This window comes from Ruegeria denitrificans, from assembly GCF_001458295.1.
Lineage (GTDB): Bacteria > Pseudomonadota > Alphaproteobacteria > Rhodobacterales > Rhodobacteraceae > Ruegeria > Ruegeria denitrificans.
In genome coordinates this window covers 120,306-141,121 of the sequence record NZ_CYUD01000011.1, presented here as the reverse complement: position 1 = coordinate 141,121, position 20,816 = coordinate 120,306, and the positions used below count along the sequence as shown (strand labels likewise).

General features: G+C 58.7%; 23 protein-coding genes. 12 read left to right on the top strand and 11 right to left on the bottom strand.

Annotated features, from left to right (window positions below):
* Window positions 1–74: 74 nt before the first annotated feature.
* From flaF to RUE5091_RS17020, 3 genes are read left to right on the top strand one after another with little or no spacing between them, the layout of a single operon-like run.
* Window positions 75–449: a flagellar biosynthesis regulator FlaF gene (gene flaF, locus RUE5091_RS17030; RefSeq protein ID WP_058283137.1), complete on the top strand. Its 375-nt coding sequence runs from the start codon at window positions 75–77 to the stop codon at window positions 447–449.
* The gene (gene flbT / locus RUE5091_RS17025) at window positions 449–850 is read left to right on the top strand and encodes a flagellar biosynthesis repressor FlbT (protein WP_058283136.1); all 402 of its coding nucleotides are present in this window, start codon (window positions 449–451) and stop codon (window positions 848–850) included. The genes flaF and flbT overlap by 1 nt, the downstream gene beginning before the upstream one ends.
* Window positions 847–1,638 (top strand): DUF1217 domain-containing protein, encoded by a 792-nt coding sequence (locus RUE5091_RS17020; protein WP_058283135.1) that lies wholly within the window; start codon window positions 847–849, stop codon window positions 1,636–1,638. The genes flbT and RUE5091_RS17020 overlap by 4 nt, the downstream gene beginning before the upstream one ends.
* A gap of 23 nt (window positions 1,639–1,661) precedes the next feature.
* Here RUE5091_RS17020 and RUE5091_RS17015 read toward each other — a convergent pair whose 3' ends face one another.
* The 3 genes from RUE5091_RS17015 to RUE5091_RS17005 all read right to left on the bottom strand — a co-directional run bounded on the left by RUE5091_RS17015 (window position 1,662) and on the right by RUE5091_RS17005 (window position 4,300).
* Entirely contained in the window at window positions 1,662–3,233 is a 1,572-nt protein-coding gene (locus RUE5091_RS17015) for a DUF427 domain-containing protein (protein ID WP_058283160.1), read from the bottom strand.
* 106 nt (window positions 3,234–3,339) lie between these two features.
* Entirely contained in the window at window positions 3,340–4,041 is a 702-nt protein-coding gene (locus RUE5091_RS17010; protein WP_058283134.1) for a winged helix-turn-helix domain-containing protein, read from the bottom strand.
* Window positions 4,013–4,300, bottom strand: a complete 288-nt coding sequence (locus RUE5091_RS17005; protein ID WP_207383744.1) for a hypothetical protein — start codon at window positions 4,298–4,300, stop codon at window positions 4,013–4,015. The genes RUE5091_RS17010 and RUE5091_RS17005 overlap by 29 nt, the downstream gene beginning before the upstream one ends.
* A 177-nt stretch (window positions 4,301–4,477) precedes the next feature.
* Between RUE5091_RS17005 and RUE5091_RS17000 the strand changes: the two genes are divergently transcribed.
* From RUE5091_RS17000 to RUE5091_RS16985, 4 genes are all read left to right on the top strand, one after another.
* On the top strand, window positions 4,478–4,966 hold the full coding sequence (locus RUE5091_RS17000; RefSeq protein ID WP_058283132.1) for a hypothetical protein: 489 nt from the start codon (window positions 4,478–4,480) through the stop codon (window positions 4,964–4,966).
* Between the two features lie 110 nt (window positions 4,967–5,076).
* Window positions 5,077–5,694: a ribonuclease HII gene (gene rnhB / locus RUE5091_RS16995; protein ID WP_058283131.1), complete on the top strand. Its 618-nt coding sequence runs from the start codon at window positions 5,077–5,079 to the stop codon at window positions 5,692–5,694.
* Window positions 5,695–5,802: 108 nt separating this feature from the next.
* Window positions 5,803–6,903: a site-specific DNA-methyltransferase gene (locus tag RUE5091_RS16990; protein WP_058283159.1), complete on the top strand. Its 1,101-nt coding sequence runs from the start codon at window positions 5,803–5,805 to the stop codon at window positions 6,901–6,903.
* Between the two features lie 144 nt (window positions 6,904–7,047).
* Complete coding sequence (locus RUE5091_RS16985) at window positions 7,048–8,436, top strand: adenylate/guanylate cyclase domain-containing protein (RefSeq protein WP_058283130.1); 1,389 nt, start codon at window positions 7,048–7,050, stop codon at window positions 8,434–8,436.
* A gap of 78 nt (window positions 8,437–8,514) precedes the next feature.
* Here RUE5091_RS16985 and RUE5091_RS16980 read toward each other — a convergent pair whose 3' ends face one another.
* Together RUE5091_RS16980 and mutY are read right to left on the bottom strand one after the other, a co-directional pair.
* The gene (locus RUE5091_RS16980; RefSeq protein WP_058283129.1) at window positions 8,515–9,651 is read right to left on the bottom strand and encodes an alkane 1-monooxygenase; all 1,137 of its coding nucleotides are present in this window, start codon (window positions 9,649–9,651) and stop codon (window positions 8,515–8,517) included.
* 58 nt (window positions 9,652–9,709) lie between these two features.
* Window positions 9,710–10,765 (bottom strand): A/G-specific adenine glycosylase, encoded by a 1,056-nt coding sequence (mutY, locus tag RUE5091_RS16975; RefSeq protein WP_058283128.1) that lies wholly within the window; start codon window positions 10,763–10,765, stop codon window positions 9,710–9,712.
* 81 nt (window positions 10,766–10,846) lie between these two features.
* On the opposite strand from mutY, the gene RUE5091_RS16970 reads away from it, so the two are divergent.
* Together RUE5091_RS16970 and RUE5091_RS16965 are read left to right on the top strand one after the other, a co-directional pair.
* A complete protein-coding gene (locus RUE5091_RS16970; protein WP_058283127.1) occupies window positions 10,847–11,353 on the top strand; it encodes a DUF721 domain-containing protein in 507 nt (168 codons plus the stop codon).
* A 14-nt stretch (window positions 11,354–11,367) separates the two neighbouring features.
* A complete protein-coding gene (locus RUE5091_RS16965) occupies window positions 11,368–12,024 on the top strand; it encodes a DsbA family protein (protein WP_058283126.1) in 657 nt (218 codons plus the stop codon).
* Between the two features lie 39 nt (window positions 12,025–12,063).
* Here the strand turns inward: RUE5091_RS16965 and lpxK are convergent, their stop codons facing one another.
* The 5 genes from lpxK to RUE5091_RS16940 all read right to left on the bottom strand — a co-directional run bounded on the left by lpxK (window position 12,064) and on the right by RUE5091_RS16940 (window position 18,277).
* Window positions 12,064–13,062, bottom strand: a complete 999-nt coding sequence (gene lpxK / locus RUE5091_RS16960; protein WP_058283125.1) for a tetraacyldisaccharide 4'-kinase — start codon at window positions 13,060–13,062, stop codon at window positions 12,064–12,066.
* A complete protein-coding gene (locus RUE5091_RS16955; RefSeq protein ID WP_058283124.1) occupies window positions 13,062–14,285 on the bottom strand; it encodes a 3-deoxy-D-manno-octulosonic acid transferase in 1,224 nt (407 codons plus the stop codon). Before RUE5091_RS16955 ends, lpxK begins: the two co-directional genes overlap by 1 nt.
* Complete coding sequence (locus RUE5091_RS16950; RefSeq protein ID WP_058283123.1) at window positions 14,282–15,082, bottom strand: inositol monophosphatase family protein; 801 nt, start codon at window positions 15,080–15,082, stop codon at window positions 14,282–14,284. The genes RUE5091_RS16955 and RUE5091_RS16950 overlap by 4 nt, the downstream gene beginning before the upstream one ends.
* A complete protein-coding gene (locus RUE5091_RS16945) occupies window positions 15,069–16,415 on the bottom strand; it encodes a TldD/PmbA family protein (protein ID WP_058283122.1) in 1,347 nt (448 codons plus the stop codon). Before RUE5091_RS16945 ends, RUE5091_RS16950 begins: the two co-directional genes overlap by 14 nt.
* A 338-nt stretch (window positions 16,416–16,753) precedes the next feature.
* Window positions 16,754–18,277: a hypothetical protein gene (locus RUE5091_RS16940; protein ID WP_058283121.1), complete on the bottom strand. Its 1,524-nt coding sequence runs from the start codon at window positions 18,275–18,277 to the stop codon at window positions 16,754–16,756.
* A gap of 139 nt (window positions 18,278–18,416) precedes the next feature.
* Between RUE5091_RS16940 and RUE5091_RS16935 the strand changes: the two genes are divergently transcribed.
* The 3 genes from RUE5091_RS16935 to RUE5091_RS16925 are packed head-to-tail and all read left to right on the top strand — an operon-like array spanning window position 18,417 to window position 20,499.
* A complete protein-coding gene (locus RUE5091_RS16935) occupies window positions 18,417–19,160 on the top strand; it encodes an SDR family oxidoreductase (RefSeq protein ID WP_058283120.1) in 744 nt (247 codons plus the stop codon).
* Window positions 19,157–19,765: an enoyl-CoA hydratase/isomerase family protein gene (locus tag RUE5091_RS16930; RefSeq protein ID WP_058283119.1), complete on the top strand. Its 609-nt coding sequence runs from the start codon at window positions 19,157–19,159 to the stop codon at window positions 19,763–19,765. Before RUE5091_RS16935 ends, RUE5091_RS16930 begins: the two co-directional genes overlap by 4 nt.
* Window positions 19,762–20,499, top strand: coding sequence for a VOC family protein (locus tag RUE5091_RS16925; protein ID WP_058283118.1), 738 nt, complete (start codon window positions 19,762–19,764; stop codon window positions 20,497–20,499). Before RUE5091_RS16930 ends, RUE5091_RS16925 begins: the two co-directional genes overlap by 4 nt.
* Here RUE5091_RS16925 and RUE5091_RS16920 read toward each other — a convergent pair whose 3' ends face one another.
* Window positions 20,500–20,796, bottom strand: coding sequence for a hypothetical protein (locus RUE5091_RS16920; protein WP_058283117.1), 297 nt, complete (start codon window positions 20,794–20,796; stop codon window positions 20,500–20,502).
* Between the last annotated feature and the right edge of the window lie 20 nt (window positions 20,797–20,816).

Here is a 20,816-nt window from a genome sequence, read left to right as displayed (position 1 = left end):
ACGGAACCTAATCGGGGGGCCTAGATGCGCCCCGATCCTGACCGCCAAAAGACGGCCCATTGGAAGGATTTCAAGTGACCCCGCACACTCTTGCACAACGTGCCTATGCGCAAACTGCTGCCCCAACCCGCACCCCGCGCGATACCGAATACGAGGCGATTTCAAAGATTACGCATCGGCTCAAGGCTGCGGCCGCCCGGCGCAAAACCGATTTCGGTGGGTTCGTCCAGGCGTTGCACGAAAACCGTCGTTTGTGGACCGTTCTGGCAACCGGCGTGTCAGACTCTGACAACGCACTGCCCAATGAATTGCGGGCGCGAATTTTCTATCTGGCAGAATTCACCGAGCAGCACAGCAGTCAGGTGCTGGGCAACAAAGCAACCGTTGAGCCGCTGCTTGAGATCAATATGGCCGTTCTGCGCGGACTGCGGCAGATGGCGGCAACCTGATGGGGGGGTTGGTTCTGAAACTGGCGCCGAAAGAGAGGGTGCTGATTAATGGCGTGGTTGTCGAGAACGGAGACCGCCGCAGCCGGTTTTCTATCATGACGCCCGACGCAAACGTCCTGCGCTTGCGCGACGCTATTCACCCCGATGAAGCGACCACACCGGTGCGGCGAGTATGCTATGCCGCGCAGCTCGTTCTGTCCGGCGATATGGAGCCGGATAGGGCAAGACAACAGCTTTTGCGACGGGTTGAGGAGTTAAGTCAGGTCTTCACCGATGCGGACAGCCGGCGAGTGCTGTCCGAAGCCACCGAAGCTTTGCTGGCTGAACAATACTACAAATGCCTGAAATCCTTACGGGCACTGTTGCCGCGTGAAGAACGGTTGATGGCGTATCAGCAATGACTTTCCAGCCTGTCATTCCTTCTGGTGGTATTATTGGCTGGCGGTTTTTGCAGCGCACCTACGATGCGCAGCTCGAAAGCTTTTCGGCCTCACCGGTCAACGAACGGGAGGAGAAGTATTTTCTGGACAATATCGGCAAGGTGCAGACGGCCGAGGATCTGGTCTCGGACCGTCGTTTGCTACAGGTGGCGCTGGGTGCTTTCGGGTTAGAGGGTGACATCAATAATCGCTATTTCATTCAGAAAATACTGTCCGATGGAACAAGCGCCGATGATGCCTTGTCGAACCGCTTGGCTGACAAGCGTTATCGCGAGTTTTCCGAAGCCTTTGGTCTGGGTCCAGGCGAGGTGCGCAGAACAGGTTTGCCCACCTTTATGGAAGAAATTGCACAGGACAATGTGGTGTCTCGGTTCGAAGTTGCTGTGGGTGAGAGTGATGAGACGATGCGCATCTCGCTCTATACGCAGCACACACTGGCGGATCTGGCCGCGAAGGATAGCGGTGCGGATACCAAATGGTTCGATCTGATGGGGCAGCCGCCGTTGCGTAGCATGATGGAGACGGCGCTTGGTCTGCCGTCAAATTTCGCGCAGTTGGACATCGACAGGCAGCTTGAGGTTTTCAAGGACAGATTGTCAGGGCTGACCGGATCAGATGATCTGGCCCAGTTCACCGAGGAGGCGGCTGTAGCCCGGCTGACAGACCAATACCTTGCGCGCAGCCAGATCGCCCAGCTCCAAAACACGATATCCCCCGCTCAAACGGCGTTGATATTGCTGGGAGCATAGCAGCGACGCGAAAGGGGGATAGTTCAAGCGTTCAACACTGCATCTGCCGAGGTTCTGAGCGCAAACGACGTAACCGGTTGGGACACGTTGTGCAGCTTGACATTACCTAGCGGCAGAGCGCTGGAGCATGCATGCTGAATATCGGCCGAGACGACAATCCGATGCCCGATCGTTTTGCCATATTCCCCCAACCGGGCGGCGATATTCGCGGCTTGTCCGATGACAGTGAAATCCAGCCGTTCGCGTGATCCGACATTGCCATAGGTGACCCGCCCGTAAGCAACACCGATTGAACAGTCGCAATGGACGTCTGATCCGGATTGGCGCAGTTCGCCCAGTTTCTCGACAATTCCAACGGCTGAGCGTTGCGCGCTCCTGCGCGCGACAATGGAATCCTCGCCCTCAGGAAAGACTGCCAGCACAGCATCGCCGATGAACTTCAGTACCTCACCGCCATTGTCATGCACAATGCCAGACACGGTTTCGAAAAAGTCGTTCAGGACGTTGATATAGGCAGTGCGGCCAAGCTGTTCTTCTAGGCTGGTGGAATTGCGCAGGTCGCAGAACATAATCGCGGCGTCGATCTCATCCCCGTCGCCGCGTCGGATTTCGCCGCCCAGCACCCGCGCGCCCGAGCGTTTGCCGACATAGGTCTCAAGCAAAACCTGCGCGTTCTCACGCTGCATGAATACTTCGTAAAACCGAGCAATGACTGACGAACACTCGAACACCAGTCCGAGGTTTTCCGTGGTGAACCCCTCTGGATGGTCGCAGGTCAGGGTCAGTACATTGGTCCGCCCGTCAGAGAACGGCAATGGCATGGCGACATAGTCGGTAGCGCCCTTCGCCCGCAGGTCCTCCATGATCGGGAAACTGTTTTGGGGATTTTCGTCGTTCAACCGCTGACGCACGCCGCCCATCCCGTTCGAGACGTGACGCAGGGGGCTGTTGATATAGGCCGGGTGATCGTGGATTTCATATGTGGGTACGTTGGTCGAAATCTCGGCCTCGCCCTTTTCCCAGATATAGTGCTTGCCCGCGATCAGCGGATGCAGGGACCAGGCCAAGATGCTGAGTCGCTGAATGGCGATGCCGTGTTCAAGCATCTTTTCGGCCAGTGCTTTGGTGAAGCTCTCGGGCGTGTTGATTTCGGATGCGCCTCGCATCAGCCAGTCGATCAGGGGGCCGCTTATATTGCCATCCTCGGGGGCCCGCAGCTGGTTTTCGCCCAGGTCGACTCGTGTATAGGCTGAGGGCATAAAGCCAACATAGCCCTGAATGGAAGCGCTTTCAGGTAGTGCTTCTTCATAAGCCCAGACAGAGTTGGTCAGGCGTTGCCCGTCCAGAATGACGTCGTGATAGGTCGCCGTCCCTTTGAAAGGGCAAAACGTCTGCAACTCGGTTTCTGCGCCAAGATCGACACAGACATCCTCGCGTGGAACGTAAATTGTGGCCGGCAGCCGCGTTTCATACATGACCTTCGCGCCGGTGCTTTCAGCCAGCAGTGTGTTATCTCGATAGATCGCGATCCGACCGTTCAATGGTTCGACCGATATCCCGTAGCCTTTGGTCGACGGCGTGGTGTGGACGTTCATCATCAGCCTCCGTGACTCGCTACGTTATAGGATGGGCCTTTGGCACAGGCATTCCAAGGGGGGTGACCGGCATTTTATCACACATACCTTGTGCGATGCAGCAAGGTCAGACCATCTGAATCACGTCTTTTTCGATCGACAGCATGTAGCCTTTTTTGGCAATATTCTTGACCAGCAGCTCGCTGACCATCTGATTGCCCAACGCATCGCGCAGGCGTTTGATCCGCGTGGCGCCTGCGGCCTCGTCACAATCAGCGGCGTTTTTGCCCGAGATCATCGCCTCAATCTGTACGCCCGATAAAACCTCATCGTCCAGCCGGGATTCGGCCAGCACCGACAGGGTTTCCATCGCTGCCGGAGTCAGTTTGAAATCCATGTTGTTCAGATAGACGGTGTTTTCCTCGCGGCTGATCAGCAGCGAAGTGACCTGAATGCCGGTGCGTTCGATCTGTGCCATCCGCCGGTTTAGCAGCACCAGCATCACCAGAAACACCAGCGCCGTGATCAACATAGCGGTGGCAAAAACCAGCAGCACGAAAATCACCATGCGATAGCTGGACAGCGTGTCGGCAAAGGCGGTGCCCGATTGCGCCAGTATCTCTAGCAGGCGAATCTCGGTTTGCGAGGTCAAGTCGCTTTCGATGAACAACCGTTCGACCCGGGCATTAAAGGCATTTGCATCTGGCAGGGTCCAGAACAGGAAGATCGCCGCCGTCACCAGAATCACCACGATCGCCGCGATGCCCGCGCCGACCAATCTGACACCGGATCGGCGGGCCTCAGTAACGGAGATAGAATTTTCCGGCATTGGCCTTCCTTTTATCCAACCCTTCAGGCCCGAACACAGACATGACATTCAGCAGGGTCCAGCCCGACCCTTTGAGGCGTTGGGCAACTTCTTTTTTAGCCTGCCCCTTAGCGCAGGCTGACACCTGCATGACGCCATAGTGCAGGCGCAGCGGATTGTCCTGCTTTGCCTTGTAGTCGGCATAGCAATCGGCCGCCGAAGCGGTAGTGCCCAGCGATATCAGGGCCAGCAAGGCCAGAGAAGAGAGGATCTGTTTCATAGGCCGCATCCTGCGCATGTGTTGGCACGATATTCAATAACCTAAGGGGTTTCGCGGGTCTGATATCAGATAACGCCGGCCCGTTATTGCCTGTCTGAACGGAGGACGGCCAGTGTCGGAGCATCGAACACACGGCCCGCCACCGGGTCACCCCAAGACGACTGAAGGACAAGCACCATGCATAAGAAATTCATTGCCCTGATCGTGGCCTCGGCAGTTACCATCACCGGCCTTTCGGCATCGCAGGCGCGGGCTGCGGATGTCAAAGATATTCTTGGCGGGCTTGCAGCTATTGCGCTGATTGGCGCCGCGGTGAAGCATTTCGATGACAAAGACAAAAAGAACACCGTGACGCATAACTACAATCACGTATATAAGACGCCCCAGAAACACGTGTACAAGAAGCCGAAGCACCGGCCGCATCACGTACGCCCGCTGCCTCAACGTGTTGCGCGTTACAACCTGCCGCAACGATGCTTGCGCAATTACAAAGGGTATTCGTCCAATCAGCGGCTATTGGGACAGACCTGCCTGAGCAAGTATTACAAATACAGCAATTCCCTGCCTAACCACTGCAAGGTCAGGTTCTGGGATGGCAAAAAGACCAAACGGGCCTACCACCCCGGTTGTCTAAGCCAGAAAGGATACCGCGTCAGTTACAAGTAACGGTCTTCGAGCAGGAGCGGCGCCACAGAAGCACCGCGCGAGAGAGGGTGGCGCAAGCTGCTCTCTCTTTTTTTCTTGCGGTGGTCGACAAAACGCGATTTCCCGGGGGTATGACGACTCCGGATTATGAAATTGAAAAAGCGGCAGCAGGTCAGGGATATCTGCGGATTGCTGGTGTGGACGAGGTTGGGCGCGGGCCACTGGCCGGGCCGGTGGTCGCAGCGGCCGTGATTCTGAATCCGGATGATATCCCCGACGGGCTGAACGATTCCAAAAAACTTACGGCCAAACGCCGTGCTGTATTAGAAGTGGCATTGCGCTCTCGGGCCGAAATCGCAATTGCAGAGGCTTCAGTGGCCGAGATCGACGAGCACAATATCTTGCGGGCGTCACATCTGGCGATGGAGCGCGCGGTGGCGGTGTTAGACCCGCCGCCTGATTACCTGCTGATCGATGGAAACATGATTCCGCGCGGCTTGACCATCCCCGCGAGGGCTGTGGTCAAAGGCGATGCGCATTCGGTGTCGATTGCGGCTGCTTCGATCGTTGCCAAAAACTGGCGCGATCAACTGATGGTGGATTTGGCGCAACAGCATCCGGGCTATGGATGGGAGACAAACGCCGGTTACCCGTCGAAACAACATAAGGACGCGCTGCAAAATCTTGGTGTGACCCCACACCATAGACGTTCGTTCAAGCCGGTACACAATATCTTGTATCAAGAGTAAATCGTAAGTCGCTGATTCAAAAAAGAAATTGACGGCGAATCGACTTTGACTCATCCTTGTCTCAACCAAATGAGCGCAAAAGCGCCGTGGATACTTGAGGCAGTACAAATGACAACAACCACCAAAAAGGGCGCAAAAGCGCTCCCTTTAAACAGGATTCTATCCGGGGACTGCATCGATGTGATGAACAGTCTGCCCGAGGCGTCGGTTGACCTGATTTTCGCGGATCCGCCTTATAATCTGCAGTTGAAAGGCCAGTTGCACCGCCCCGATAACAGCCAGGTGGATGCGGTTGACGATCACTGGGATCAATTTTCCAGCTTTGCCGTTTATGACCAATTTACCCGTGAATGGCTGAAAGCGGCGCATCGTCTGTTGAAACCCAATGGCGCGATTTGGGTGATCGGCTCTTACCACAATATCTTCCGTGTGGGCTCGGCCCTGCAGGATGCGGGCTATTGGATTTTGAACGACGTTGTGTGGCGCAAGTCGAATCCGATGCCGAATTTCCGGGGTAAACGCTTCACCAATGCGCATGAGACGATGATCTGGGCGTCCAAACGCGAAGGTGCGAAATACACGTTCAACTATGAAGCGCTGAAGGCGCTGAACGAAGGCGTGCAGATGCGCAGTGACTGGGTGCTGCCGATCTGCACTGGTCACGAGCGCCTGAAAGACGAAAACGGCGACAAAGCACACCCGACGCAGAAACCGGAATCGCTGCTGCATCGCGTGCTGATTGGTTCGACTAATCCGGGCGATGTAATCCTTGATCCGTTCTTTGGCACAGGCACAACCGGTGCTGTTGCCAAGATGCTGGGGCGTGAGTTCATCGGTATCGAGCGCGAGGAAAGCTATCGCAAGGTCGCCGAAAAGCGCATCTCCAAGGTTCGCAAGTTCGACCGTGAGGCACTGGAGGTCAGCGCCAGCAAACGCGCCGAGCCGCGCGTACCCTTTGGCCAACTGGTCGAACGCGGCATGCTGCGCCCAGGTGAAGAACTGTATTCCATGAACCAGCGTCACAAGGCCAAGGTCCGCGCCGATGGCACGCTGGTGGGCGACAACGTCAAAGGCTCGATCCATCAGGTGGGCGCGCATCTAGAGAACGCGCCGTCCTGCAACGGCTGGACCTACTGGTGCTTTAAGCGCGACGGCAAGACAGTGCCGATCGACGTGCTGCGCCAGCAGATCCGGGCCGAGATGAACTGATTTCACGAACACCGCCGGTGCCTGTGGCCTGACACTAGGCACTACGCCTTGCCCCGCCGACCTCGGCGGGGTCTTTTGTTTTTTGGACGGCTGGTTTCGATACGCGCCTCCTGTATCCTGCGGCGAAGGTAAGGAGCTTGTGCAATGTCGGATACCACAGTCAGCGAGTCCCGGTTTGACCGGTTCTTTGTGACCCGCCCGGACAATTTCGCTCTGGATAACAAATACACCGAAGCCGCGCTGGAACGGCACAAGCGCGAGGGGCTGGAACTTGCAGTCCGCGCCCGCTGGATCGCGATGGCGCTGACCGGTGTGCTGCTGATTTACCTCAACCCCCAGTGGGAGGTGCTATGGTATCACTTCATCCTGCTGTTGATCTGCGCCAATGGTTGGTTTATCCGGCGGGCAGGCCGCGTCGGTCAATCGCGGACCGAGCTGTTGTTGATCTTTGTGGATCTTCTAATCATGACGCTGGGGATGATAGTGCCCAACCCGTTCAGCGACGATATCCGCCCGCTGGCGATGCAGTACAGGTTCGATAATTTCCAGTACTTCTTTATCATTCTTGCGGCCGGAACGCTGGCCTATTCCTGGCGTACAGTGATTGCGATCGGGTCATGGACGGCCGGGGTTTGGACGGCCGGGTGGATCATCGCCTGGTGGGTCGCGACGCCGATGCCCGGTCTCAGCGAGCGTGTAGCCGAGGCATTGGCTGGATTTCCAGATGTGGCCGAGTTGCTGGACCCCAACAGCTTTATGCCGTCGCAACGCATTCAGCAGGTGATTGTGTTCATGATGGTGGCTGTGACGTTAGGCGTGTCGATGCGCAGGCTCAATCGGTTGCTGATCACGAATGCAGGGCTGGAGCGCGAGAGGGCAAACCTGTCGCGATATTTCTCGCCGAACGTGGTGGATGAGCTGAGTCAGAACGACGAGCCGCTGAAACAAGTGCGCAAAGAGGATATAGCCGTTCTGTTCATCGATATCGTCGGGTTCACCAGTTATGCCGCTGGACGTGATCCTTATGAGGTGATCGAAGCCTTGCGCGGCTTTCACGCCCGGATGGAGGCTGAGGTGTTCCGCCACCACGGAACACTGGATAAATATCTGGGCGATGGATTAATGGCCACGTTTGGCACGCCGGTGCCAACGCCGCAGGACGCCAGTAATGCCGTGGCTTGCGCGCGTGGGATGGTGGCCGTGATTGACCGTTGGAACGTGGAACGCCGCCGAGCGAGTGAGCCCGAGATTCGGGTGGGGATCGGGGTCCATTTCGGGGCGGTTGTTTTGGGGGATATCGGCGCTAACCGGCTGGAATTTGCAGTGATCGGAGATGCGGTGAATGTCGCCGCCAAACTGGAAGCCATGACCCGGGAATTTAAGACAAAAATAATTCTGAGTGATGCAATTCGGGGTAGGTTAGAGGAAGAAGGACATAGTGCGTCCGAGTTGACGGTTGGGTTTGAAAAACACGAAAACCGCGCGGTTCGTGGGGTCGAGGCACCGATGGATGTGTGGGTGATGACCGGGTGAGGGCTCCCGCCGATCAACCATGCATCACAGATGCACGGTGGATCGTTGGGCCGGGCAGCGCGCGGGCGCGCGCTGCGGTCAGGCACGTGGCCGTGGGTTTTGCGATTTGTTGTAGGGTGCCCAGTCCGTGATCTCGGGGTAGTATTTGCGACGCCATGCACGGACGCGGGGGTTCATAACGCGACGCCAAAACGGTGGAATCATCGCGGCCACCGTCATCACCGGATAGCCGTATGGCAGCTGCGGGGCCGCATCCTCGGAGTGGTGTTGCAACAGCGGAAAGCGGCGGTTGGGCTTGTAGTGGTGGTCGGAGTGGCGCTGCAGGTTGATCAGCAGCCAGTTTGACGCTTTTTGCGAGGCATTCCATGAATGGCGTGGCTGGACGTGCTCATACTTGCCGGCGCCCAGATGTTTGCGCGTCAGGCCGTAGTGTTCAACGTAGTTGACCAGTTCCAGCTGCCAGATGGCAACGCCTGCCTGGAGCAGAAACAGCGCGAGACCCGAGAGGCCTCCGATCACGAAGGCCAGCGCCAGCATCGCGCCTTGCAGCGCCCAATAGCGCCAGAACGGGTTGGAGAGGTCGGTCCAAGGGCGGTCTTTGCGGGCCAGCTTGTCGCGCTCGGCTCTGAAGGCCGAGATCAGGCATTGTTTCAGTACGCGGGGGTAGAAGCGGTGAAACCCTTCGTTATAGCGGGCCGTTACCGGGTCGCGGGGCGTGCCGACATAGCGGTGATGTACCAGCAGATGTTCGGACCGAAAATGTGAATACAGCACCATTGCCAGCAGGATATCACCCAGCCAGCGTTCGAACCGGCCTTTCTGGTGCATCAGCTCGTGGCTGTAATTGATGCCGATCGTGCCCGAGATTACCCCCATACCGAAGAACAACCCGATCCTGGACAATGTCGACAGGTGATCGGTATGCGTTGTGAACCAGATCAGCCCGTAAAGGGTCAGGAATTGCACCGGAACCCAAGCTTTGGTCAGCAGGATGTGCCAGTGCAATACGGAATCGGGGGTATCAGGATCGGCATTGGTCACTTCGGGTCCGGTCAGACGGTCGAGCAACGCAAAGGCCCACCATGTTGAAAGCGGTATCAGCAGCACCCACCAGCCGCCGGCCGTCGCTGTGACCCAGATCAGCGGGATTAGCAGAAATGAGACCCAGAACGGCAGGGCCGATTGCCGACGGGGCAAGGTGTCTGATGAGGTCATGAATGGCTCCGGACAACTGGGCACACACTAGTCCTAGTCCGACAGGACACACAATGGGTTACCGGTTGCGCCAGAGGTCATGCGCTTTGCGCATCACGGTCGGTAGGTCGCTGGGACGGAAAGCGTGTTTTTCCATCACAATCAGGTCGTCGAGGGCCATGTCCACCGGCAATGGCGCCGTCCAGATGCGCAGGATCAGGTGAAAATGGGTGAAGGTGTGGCGCACTTCGCCCGCTAATACCTGCCAGTCTGCTGCAAATGGCGGTGATTCCACAGGAACCTCTGACCAATCTGACCCCGGCCAGCCCAGCATGCCGCCCAACAATCCTCTGTCAGGGCGCCGTTCCAATAGCAGGGCGCCGTCCGTGCGCTGGGCGATATAGACATGGCCAAACCGCGTAGGTTTCGGCTTTTTCGGCAACTTGCGCGGCAGGTCAGGTTGGGTGCCTGCCGCACGGGCCTGACAGGGATCACGCAGTGGGCAGATGCCGCAGGTCGGAGATTTCGGGGTGCAGATCGTGGCCCCCAGATCCATCACCGCCTGGGCATAGTCACCGGGTCGCACGGTCGGCGTCAGTTCGGCGGCTTTGTCATTCAACAGAGGTTTGGAACCCGGCAGAGGGTCGTGAATGTCATACAAGCGGGCCATGACTCGTTCGACGTTGCCATCCAGCACTGTCTCGGGCCGGTCGAAGGCGATGGCCGAGATTGCGGCGGCGGTATAGGGGCCGATGCCCGGCAGTTTCAGCAGGGTGTCATAGGTATCGGGAAAAACGCCGTCATACTGATCGGTCACCACCCGCGCACATTTCAGCAGGTTGCGAGCACGGGCGTAGTAACCCAAACCGGCCCATTCGCCCATGACCTGATCGTCCGGGGCGGCAGCCAATGCCTGAATCGTTGGCCAGCGTACAGTGAACCGCGTGAAATAGTCGCGTACAGCGGCCACGGTGGTCTGTTGCAACATCACTTCGGACAGCCAGACCCTGTAGGGGTCGGGGATCACACCTGCGGCCCGGTCGGCTGGCCCCACACGCCAGGGCATCTTGCGGGCATGGCGGTCATACCAGTCCAGTAACGCGCAGCTCAGGTCATTTTTAAGAGTGTCACGCAAGTTTTATCTATCTCCCTGTCGGGTTTCGCTGGCGCCCGGTGTCACGCTCTTTACAATAGCGGCGCAGGAGTTGGAAACCAGATGCAGCGCAGACGTTCTTCCACCCGCGGGTTTAAACGCACCGCGACATTGCTGAACGGACAGATCAGGCGCGCCGGTGAAAGCCGGGGCTTTGCTGTCTCGCGCCTGCTGACTCATTGGGCTGAGATTGTGGGCCAGGATATGGCAGCCATCGCGCGCCCGGTGAATGTGGGCTATGGAAAAGGCGGGATCGGCGCGACGCTGACGGTGCTGACCACCGGCCCGCAGGCCCCGATGCTTGAGATGCAGAAGGAACAGCTACGCGGAAAGGTGAACGCGGTTTACGGTTACAACGCCATTAGTCGTGTACGCATCACCCAGACCGCTCCGACAGGATTTGCCGAGGGGCAGGCCAGTTTCGATCACAAACCGAAATCGGCAAAACCCAAAATCGATCCAGAAATAGCAGCCGAGGCAGATCGGACTGCGCGCGACGTTGGTGACGGCGATCTGCGCGCGGCCCTTGAACGTCTGGGCCGTAACGTATTATCCAAGCAAAAACGCTGAGAAAGGGCTGAGAAATGAGCCGTATTGCAACCGGAATCTGCGTGGCTGTTGCTATCGCCGCAGGCGGCTATTGGCTGTCGAATTCCACCACTTCCTATCCGATGATCGGCAGCGCCGAGGCGCAAGAGGCCGATCTTGACACCTCGACCATCGTTGAGATGGTGCAGGGGGCTGAAGACGCGCCCGTCGAGATCATCGAATATGCGTCATATACCTGCCCACATTGCGCCAATTTCCACACGGGTGCGTATAAGCAACTGAAAAAGGATTTCATCGACACCGGCAAGGTCAAGTTCATCTATCGTGAGGTGTATTTTGACCGTTATGGCCTGTGGGCCTCGATGGTCGCGCGTTGTGACGGACCCGATAAGTTCTTTGGCATTTCCGACCTGATCTATGAAGGACAGTCCGAATGGACCAAAGCCGGAGGCCCGGCCGAGATCGTGGACGAGCTGCGCAAGATCGGCCGTTTGGCTGGTATCGACAATGACCAGCTTGAAGCCTGCCTGCAGGATGGCATCCGCGCGCAGACGCTGGTGGCCTGGTATCAGGAAAATGCCGAGCGTGACGGCGTTCAGGCCACCCCTTCCTTTGTCGTGAACGGCAAAAAGGTCGAAAATCAGTCCTATGCCGATTTCAAGAAACTGATCGAAGAAGAACTGGGCAGCTAATTGCCTATTGCGACCGGTTCTTTACGGACCGGTCGCACCTTAAGGCGAAGGGGCAATCTCCAGCAGCATCTGCCGGACCTTGCCGGCCTCATTCACTTTCAAACGTACGGGCAGCGTAATGACCTTGCTGCGAAACGCTGGCGGCAGGCGCACGGCGTCTTTTTCCGTTGTCACCAATTGCGCGCCCAGCAGACGGGCCTCGCTTTCCAGCCGCGTCATCAGCGCCGGGGTCAGTGGTTGGTGATCGTCCAGAGCTTCGGCGCGCAACAGCGACGCGCCTTGTTGGCGCAGGGTGGCAAAGAACTTTTCGGGATGACCAATACCTGCGAAGGCCAGAACGGGTGTGTCGGCCCAGTCCATGCCGGTTTGTAAGGGCTCGACTACGCCAGTGGCATGGGGCACGGTCAGTTTCGGTACCCAGCGATCGGCAAATTGGGATTGCGCCGCAGCATCACCCAGCGACAGAACCAGATCGGCGCGTTGTAATCCGATATCGACCGGTTCACGCAAAGGCCCGGCAGGCAGGCACAGCCCATTTCCGAACCCACGCGCCGCATCAACTACAATGACTGAAAAATCCTTGGCGACCGAGGGATTCTGAAAGCCGTCATCCAGCAGAATCGCCGTGGCCCCGGCCTCGGCCGCCGCACGTGCGCCTGCCGCGCGATCCTTGGCTACCCAGACCTCGGCAAAAGCGGCCAGCAACAGGGGTTCATCCCCGACTTGCGCGGCGGTATGTTTGGATGGGTCAACCCGCACAGGCCCTTCTAACGAGCCACCATGGCCGCGCGTCACCACGTGGGTTTCATGCCAGGCGTCGCGCAATTGCTCGATCATCCAGATCACGGTTGGGGTCTTGCCGGTGCCGCCCGCGTTCAGGTTTCCGATACAGATGACCGGGACACCCGGATTGATCCCGGGTTCTGACGCCACCCGGCGGGCAGTAGCGGCGGCATAGACACGGCCCAGCGGTGCCAGCAACCGGGCCTGCAAATTCAGCTGGTCCGGGGAGGTGTTCCAGAAATCAGGTGCTCGCATCACTCTGCACTCCGCTGATCCAGAGAATCCTGCACCATGTCGATCAGTTGATCCGCCTGAGGTGCGCCCTCGGACACAATCTGCCATCCGGCCAGCGCCATATCTGCGGCCCGGTCCGGCGACAGCAGCTCGACTACGGCATCGCCCAGTTCAGTTGCGGTTCTGACCATGCGGGCGGCACCGGCTCGATCCAATTGGTCGTATATCTGCTGGTGACGGTGCACAAATGGGCCGTGGATAACGGACGACCCAAGGGCAACGGCGACAAGCGGGTCGTGCCCGCTCGCACCACGTTCCAGCGAACTGCCCATGAACGTGACCGGAGAAACCCGGTGCCACAGGCCCAGATCTTCGGGTTCAGCTGACAGGATGACTTGCGTGGTATCCTCGATTTGACCGCCGGTGTCCCAATTGGTGCAGCGCAGGTCCATCGTCTCAAGCCTGCGGTGCAACGGTTCGGCCTCGGCGGTGTCCGCGACATGGAGTACCAGCGTCAGACGAGGCAGAATTCGCAGCGCCTGACGATGGGCGCTGAGAACCGAGATAAATTCTTTGTCCTGCACGCAGGCCGCCAACCAGACCGGACGCCCTGCCAGCGCGTGATTGGTCTCGATCAGTTCATCCTCGGGCCAGGGCTTTGGATTCGGGCTGACATATAACTGCGGCAAGTCGGTGACTTTGCCCGAAGTGATGCCGAGACGACGGATTGTCCGCGTGGTTTCAGATTTCGTGGCCAGAATGGATTGAAAGCAATCCAGGGTATAGCGGGTGATGTCCGGCAGCCATCGGGCGCTGCGTGCTATTTTGATGTCGATCTGCGCCTCGATCAGAATTAGCGGAATGCTCCGTTCTTCGGCGCGGGTGATCGCATTGGGCATCAAACCACCGCCGACCCACAGGCCAATATCAGGGTGCCAATAGTCCAGAAACGCCCGTGCTGCCCCGGTTTGTTCCAGAGGCAGGTTCACCAGCGGATAGACGCCCTGGTCCCAGCGGCTCAGATCGGCCTCAGGGGGTGCCGTCAGCAGCACGTTCAAAGTCGGTCGGGCCTGCTGCAGTCTGTGGCAGAAATCGACAACCGCGCGTTGGCGTTCCTGTGCGTTGATATGGACCCATATCAATTCGCCTTCGGGGCGTTGAATTTCGGGCAGATTGGCCGCGTTGGGCACACCCCAGGACAGAACCCGATAGGCCGCCAGACTGAGGGATCCTGGTTTGCTCATGGGTGGATACCGGTACTGTCCGGATCAAGCAGCGCGTGCAGGGTGTCATGGATGTGCCTGCCCGCTGCGATCACACCGTTCAGGCGCGGATGGGCGTTATTGAACTGCAAGGGATGCCCCAGGCGGTCAGAACAGTATCCACGCGCCTCGCGGATAAGCAGGTCGCCCGCAGCGATGTCCCATTCCCAGCTGGGTCGCAATGTCAGCATCCCGTCGAACCGCCCTTGCCCGACCAAAGCCATGCGATAAGCCAGTGACGGGCGGTAGACCCGATCAAAAACAGGCACCTGACCCTGTCGCCAATGGCGTGGGTCCATATTGGGCTTGGCCGCCAGAATCTCAGCCGTTTCCAGCGCTGCGATGTCCGAGACTCTGATTGTGGCCCCGTTCAGTGTCGCGCCTTGCCCTTTGGCCGCAGTATAAAGCAGATCGCGCAGGGGCAGGTAAATCACTGCCGCGATCACCTCTCCCCGGTCTGCGACGGCCAGCGAATGCGCCCATGTACGCGACCCTTCGGCAAAGCTGCGGGTGCCGTCGATCGGGTCGACAATAAACACCCGCTCCCGTGTCAGCCGATCGCTGGAATCCTCGGTCTCTTCGCTTAGCCAGCCATAGCCTGGCCGGGCGGTAGGCAGGCGTTGTTCCAGCATCGTGTTGACGGCCAGATCGGCCTCGGTCACCGGTCCGGCGCCGTTGGGTTTATCCCAACGTTGCGCCGTTGTGCCCGAATATCGAGTGGCGATCTTTCCGGCCTCTAATGCGGCGTCGATCAGAAGTTGCAGGTCAGTTGCCGGCAAGTGTCATTCCTTCGATCAGCACCGACGGTACCACGCGCGACAGATAAGGGCGCGCATCGTTGGCCGGGATGATCCGTTTCAGCATATCGCGCAGATTGCCCGCGATGGTACATTCGTTGACCGGATGGGTGATCTCTCCGTTCTCGACCCAGAACCCCGAGGCCCCGCGGGAATAGTCACCCGTGTTCGGATTGATGGTCGAGCCGATCATCGACGTCACCAGCAACCCAGTGCCCATGTCGCGCAGCAGATCCTCGCGGCTGTGGGTGCCTTGGGTCAAGCTCAGGTTCCAGTTGCTGGGCGAGGGTGGCCCCGACACGCCACGTGCGGCGTTTCCGGTCGATGTCATGTCCAGCTTGCGCGCGCTGGACAGGTCCAGCGTCCAGCCGGTCAGAACGCCGTTATCGACGATGGCGCGCTGCTGCGTTGCCAGCCCTTCGGCATCGAAGGGGCGCGAGCCGGAAATGCGTGGGCGGTGCGGGTTTTCGATCAATGACAGATGTTCGGGCAGCACCTGTTCGCCCAGACAGTCCTTCAGCCAGGACGCCCCTCGCGCGATGGCAGCGCCGTTGCTGGCCCCCATCAGATGGCCGATCAGCGAGGATGAGATGCGTTCGTCAAACAGTACCGGGAATGTCCCGGTGGCAGGCTTTCGTGCCCCGACCAGCGCCACGGCGCGTTCACCTGCGGTGCGGCCGATTTCCTCGGGGCTGCGCAGGTCGTTTTGAAAGGTACGGCTGTCACCGTCATAGTCGCGCTCCATCCCGGTGCCTTCGCCCGAGATCGCCACGCACGAGGTCGAACGGCTGCTGCGGGCATAGCCACCGGAAAAGCCGTTGGTGGCCGCCAGATGCACGCGGTGCGTGCCATATCCCGCTGCCGCGTCGGAAACTTGCGAGACCCCCTGAACCGCCAGCCCCGCAGCCTCGGCAGCCAATGCGTTGCGCAGCAAATCTTCGGCTGCCGGTTCCGGGGTAGGGTCGAACAATTCCAGTGCAGGCAGGTCCCAATCCTTGGCCAGTTGTGCCGTATCGGCGAGGCCGGTGAACGGGTCCTCGGGGGCTTCGCGGGCCATGGCCACGGCACGTTCGGCCATCGCGATCAGCGTTTCTGGTCTGCTGTCCGAACTGGACACAATCGCCTGCCGCTGGCCCAGAAACACACGCAGCCCAAGATCGGTGCCTTCGGACCGTTCGGCATGTTCCAGCGTCCCGCCCCGGACTTCGACCGAGACCGACGAACCGTCGATCACAATAGCATCCGCCGCGTCGGCCCCGGCCTTGCGGGCCGCGTCCAGCAGGGAATGGCTGATGTCTTCAGGTGTAAGGGTCATGCGGCCTCCGGTTGCATTGCATTTGACCTAGCCTTGGACTGCCCGTCCCGCAAGACCTCAGGGCGGATAGACTCCACGCCAGACCCTTTAAGTTCGGCATAATTTCAACCAGAACGACCAATGGGTGTCCATTTTCAAAGAAACTTTAATTTGTTGGAAAGTGTTTCCAATCTGCAAGGCCCGCGCACAGCAGTTCAAGGCCTTCGCACGCACAAAGGGCGTCTCAGGTGAAAGCTAGATGTTGCGTGATCTTCCGTTGCAAGTTTGGTGGGCCTGATTTTGACCTAAGACAGGAGAAGGGCGAAGCTCTGATAATGTTAAGCTTCGCCCAGCCAATATCACTTGATACGTTGACCATTGGCCAGAATCTGGCCGTCTTCGGTGAACTCGATTTTCGAATTCAGCGTATCCGGTTCGTCGCCCGGAACAGCCATCAGGCCCATCATCATGCGTGCACCCATCGCGTCGCTTTCCCCGATCAGACCCATGGTGATCAGTGTATCAATCAACGCGTTGGCGCCCGCCAGTTGAAGATTCGCCACACCCGCTGGGGTCGGCAGCCCGTCAAATTCCTCGGTGTTTGAATTGTCGAAGGTGAAATCTGCGTCACCGGTCAGTTTCGCTCCGACCATCGAAATCAGCAATTCGTTAATTTTCAGCGAGTTCAGCTCTCCCGGTGCTTCACCCGATGTTTCCAGGGCCTCGATAGATGCCGGATCGAAGAAGTTTGTCAGGATTTTTGCGGTTCCGGTGGCATCCAGTGCAATGGTCGCCGGGTCGCGCGGCAGGGCGCCTGCCGGGTCGAAGATGCTCCACAACACATCCGACATGGTGAAGTCCGTCATGTTGATCGAGAACCCAAAAGGCTGCTCTTCTTCGGATTGCTGTACGGGAAATTCGAAACCCAGCCCGGTCTTGGCCATCGCGATTTCAATCGGGAATGGCAGGTCTGCCGTGGTCACCGCCAGTTTCGCGCTGTTCTGTTCGATATCATAGGCCAGACGCTGGTCGTCCAAGCTGGCACCGAACCGGCCGCCTTGGGATTCGGTACCCATCGAAAACGGTTGACCTTCGCTGGTCCCCTCAATCGCGGCCTTGCCCGAAGCATAGGTGAACAGACCTGAGAACGAGAAGCCACCCTGGAAGAAAGTCTGCGGATCGGTGCCGTCGAAATCCGCCGGGATCACGCTGGTGCCCTCAAAGGTCAGTTGGTCCATCGACCCGTCGACACTGCCTTTGTCCGGACTTTCGGGATCGGTGAATGCCATATCATATGTCAGCCCGGCAGCGGTCATTTTCTGATCCACAGTACGGGTTTCGCCAATTTTCATCCGCGAGTTGCCGGTCAGGTCGGTCAGTTTGAAATCCACGCCCAGAATGTCGTCGGGCAGGGTCTCATCTTCGACCTGAACACCACCCAGTTTCATACCAAGCGTGGGTGCGGAATAGTCATAGGTCATGTCGTCTGGCTGGCCCGAGACAACCATCTCGAGCCCGCTGTGGTAATATTCGAGATCGACAGAGAACGCCTCGCCCTCTTCCTCGCCGGACAGGGTCATGGGAAAGTTTTCGGGGAAGCCAATGCTGACGGTGCCATCGCCATTTTCGGTCAGGGTCATTTGCGGGACGGTCATCTTGAACGACCCTTCGGTGTCGGGCACGGCGGCGACAACGCTCATATCGGTGATCGTGGTCACCCCGCCCGAGATGGATTGCTCCGCCGTCACCGTATATCCCATCTGGGACAAATAGGTCTGCCAGTCATCCCAGACCTGTTGGGCAGTGACATCGGCGAACGCGCCCTGGGTGATAACGGCATAGGCCAAAACTGCGCCGCTGCTGCGGCGGAGGAAAGCGGACATTTGAGAACCCTTCTTGATCAAATTTGGCGGCATCGTCGTGCCTGAGGCTCCGGGCGTCAAGGGGCAAGGGCTGGACCCTTTCCCCATTGGCGCGGTAAAGATTCACACAATCTAAAAACATCGGAGGTACAGGGTCCATATGCAGGGTAAAACCGTACTGATAACAGGGGCCAGTCGTGGCATCGGGGCCGAGGCAGGGCGCGTATTTGCCGCAGCCGGGGCAAATGTCGCGCTGGTTGCACGGAGCCGCGACCAGATTGATGCGCTTGCCGCCGCATTGGGTGAGAACACCATCGCACTACAATGTGATGTCAGTGATTTCGCGCAAATCGAACAGGTCGTTGCGGATTGTGTCGACCGTTTTGGCGGGCTGGACGTTTTGATCGGCAATGCGGGTGTCATTGATCCGATCTTTCATTTGTCCAACGCCGACGTCGCGGCGTGGAGCCAGGCAATCGACATCAACCTCAAAGGCGTCTTCTACGGAATGCGCGCGGCTCTGCCGGTTATGCGTGTGGCGGGCGGTGGCACGGTGATCACGGTTTCCTCGGGTGCAGCGACGAACCCGATTGAAGCGTGGAGCCATTATTGCGCCTCGAAAGCCGGGGCAAAGATGCTGACCGAATGCCTGCATCTTGAGGAATCTATTCACGGCATCCGCGCCATGAACCTGTCGCCGGGTACTGTGGCAACAGAGATGCAGAGGGTGATCAAAGCCAGCGGCATCAATGCCGTCAGCCAGCTGGATTGGGATGATCACATCCCCGCCGATTGGCCCGCGCGGGCGCTATTGTGGATGTGCTCGCCAGACGCGGATGAGTTTCTGGGCACTGAAATCTCGCTGCGGCGCGAAGACATTCGCCAAAGGATAGGGCTGAAGTGATCGAACTGACCAAGGCGGACGGGTTGTGGACGGTCACGCTCAACAACCCGCAAAAGGCCAATGCGCTGACCGCGGCGATGTTGAGCGAACTGGTTCAGATTGCCGAAGCCGCAACCGAGGCGCGGGCCTTGATCCTGACGGGCGCGGGCAAGGTGTTCAGCGCCGGCGCAGATCTGGATGAGGCCCGAGCGGGACTGGCAACCTCGGATCTGTGGGAGAGGTTGTCGGGCGCCATTGCGGCATTGCCGTGTCTGACAGTGGCTGCTCTGAACGGAACGCTGGCGGGGGGCGCCAATGGGATGGTGTTGGCCTGTGATATTCGTATCGCGGTCCCGCAGGCCAAGTTCTTCTATCCGGTGATGAAGCTGGGGTTCCTGCCACAGCCTTCTGACCCGGTGCGTATGACCGCCTTGATCGGGCCATCACGCACCAAGATGATTCTGATGGCCGGGCAAAAGATCACGGCAGACGACGCTTATGGATTCGGCCTGGTCGACCGTGTGGTCGACCCCGATCAACTGATGCCAACGGCGCATGAGCTGGTGGCGGACAGCCTGGCCGCGGATCCTGAGATTGCCACCGGAATCGCAAGGATGTGCCGATGAGATTATCCGCTGTGCTGCTACGTGTTGCCAACCCCGGGCAGTTAACCGGGTTCTATACGGAAGTTCTGGGGATGACGGCGCGTGCGCAGGGGCCGAATTGCCGCGTTGGCTATGTAGGGCAGGATGCAGACCTGCTGCTGATGCCGGGCGGTGGCGGATACACCCATGATGGCGGTCAGCGGTATTGGAAGATCGGCATCACCGTGCCGGATGTTGACTTGGCGGTGTCTCATTTGCGGGCGAAGGGGGTCGAGGTCTCGGACCCGAAACAGTTCCTCGACATTGGCTATTTGTGCCACCTGAAAGACCCTGAGGGGTTTGTAGTCGAGCTGTTGCAACATGATTTTCAGGGCAACCGTCCTGAAAACGCAGCCGACCCCGCCGACCCCTTCGCCAAAGCCTGCATTGGCCAGATCACGTTGCGCACAGGCGACATCGCTGCCGAGGATGCGTTCTGCCGCGCGCAGGGCATGCGGCTTTTATCGGTGCAGGATGTTGCCAAATACGGTTTCGATTTGCATTTCTATGCCTTCACCGATGATCAGCCACCCAACCCGGATCTCTGGTCCGTTGAAAACCGCGAATGGCTGTGGAAACGCCCTTATACCACGTTGGAATTCCAGCACCTCGCCGGGGCGCAGTTCGCACCGGCGCCGGACTATCGGGGGTTAGAGGTTCAGGGGCTGTCGGCATCCCTTCGAGACGCTTTTGGTGACCCGGTGCGGCCCGGCTGATCAGCGTCCGCGCCGTTTGCCCGGAACTTTCGATCGAAATCCGGGCGGGCGTTTACGCACCCAGGTCAAGAATTTTTCCAGACGCGGGTGGGCGCGTAGGACCTCGATTGTGTGGAACGCGCGGGCCAATTCGCCCTCCGTCAAGGTGGCGTGGATCTCTTTGTGACAAATCACATGCAGCAAAACCGTGGGACCGCCCTTGCCCCCTTTGAGTTTTGGGATCAGATGGTGCAAGCTGCCGCCCCCATCCGGGATGGGGCGGTCACAGAGTGGGCAGATCGGATCGCTCTCTGGCATGGCAGGTACAAACTTGCGCT

Excerpts from the sequence above, each read along its gene's own strand:
- RUE5091_RS16955 (WP_058283124.1), bottom strand. The coding sequence starts at position 14,285 with ATGAGCAAACCAGGATCCCTCAGTCTGGCGGCCTATCGGGTTCTGTCC.
- RUE5091_RS16925 (WP_058283118.1), top strand. The coding sequence starts at position 19,762 with ATGAGATTATCCGCTGTGCTGCTACGTGTTGCCAACCCCGGGCAGTTA.
- RUE5091_RS16970 (WP_058283127.1), top strand. The coding sequence starts at position 10,847 with ATGCAGCGCAGACGTTCTTCCACCCGCGGGTTTAAACGCACCGCGACA.
- RUE5091_RS17005 (WP_207383744.1), bottom strand. The coding sequence starts at position 4,300 with ATGAAACAGATCCTCTCTTCTCTGGCCTTGCTGGCCCTGATATCGCTG.
- RUE5091_RS16935 (WP_058283120.1), top strand. The coding sequence starts at position 18,417 with ATGCAGGGTAAAACCGTACTGATAACAGGGGCCAGTCGTGGCATCGGG.
- RUE5091_RS16980 (WP_058283129.1), bottom strand. The coding sequence starts at position 9,651 with ATGACCTCATCAGACACCTTGCCCCGTCGGCAATCGGCCCTGCCGTTC.
- RUE5091_RS17015 (WP_058283160.1), bottom strand. The coding sequence starts at position 3,233 with ATGAACGTCCACACCACGCCGTCGACCAAAGGCTACGGGATATCGGTC.
- RUE5091_RS16965 (WP_058283126.1), top strand. The coding sequence starts at position 11,368 with ATGAGCCGTATTGCAACCGGAATCTGCGTGGCTGTTGCTATCGCCGCA.
- RUE5091_RS16990 (WP_058283159.1), top strand. The coding sequence starts at position 5,803 with ATGACAACAACCACCAAAAAGGGCGCAAAAGCGCTCCCTTTAAACAGG.
- RUE5091_RS16940 (WP_058283121.1), bottom strand. The coding sequence starts at position 18,277 with ATGTCCGCTTTCCTCCGCCGCAGCAGCGGCGCAGTTTTGGCCTATGCC.
- RUE5091_RS16985 (WP_058283130.1), top strand. The coding sequence starts at position 7,048 with ATGTCGGATACCACAGTCAGCGAGTCCCGGTTTGACCGGTTCTTTGTG.
- lpxK (WP_058283125.1), bottom strand. The coding sequence starts at position 13,062 with ATGCGAGCACCTGATTTCTGGAACACCTCCCCGGACCAGCTGAATTTG.
- RUE5091_RS17020 (WP_058283135.1), top strand. The coding sequence starts at position 847 with ATGACTTTCCAGCCTGTCATTCCTTCTGGTGGTATTATTGGCTGGCGG.
- RUE5091_RS16945 (WP_058283122.1), bottom strand. The coding sequence starts at position 16,415 with ATGACCCTTACACCTGAAGACATCAGCCATTCCCTGCTGGACGCGGCC.
- RUE5091_RS17010 (WP_058283134.1), bottom strand. The coding sequence starts at position 4,041 with ATGCCGGAAAATTCTATCTCCGTTACTGAGGCCCGCCGATCCGGTGTC.
- rnhB (WP_058283131.1), top strand. The coding sequence starts at position 5,077 with ATGACGACTCCGGATTATGAAATTGAAAAAGCGGCAGCAGGTCAGGGA.
- RUE5091_RS16920 (WP_058283117.1), bottom strand. The coding sequence starts at position 20,796 with ATGCCAGAGAGCGATCCGATCTGCCCACTCTGTGACCGCCCCATCCCG.
- RUE5091_RS17000 (WP_058283132.1), top strand. The coding sequence starts at position 4,478 with ATGCATAAGAAATTCATTGCCCTGATCGTGGCCTCGGCAGTTACCATC.
- flbT (WP_058283136.1), top strand. The coding sequence starts at position 449 with ATGGGGGGGTTGGTTCTGAAACTGGCGCCGAAAGAGAGGGTGCTGATT.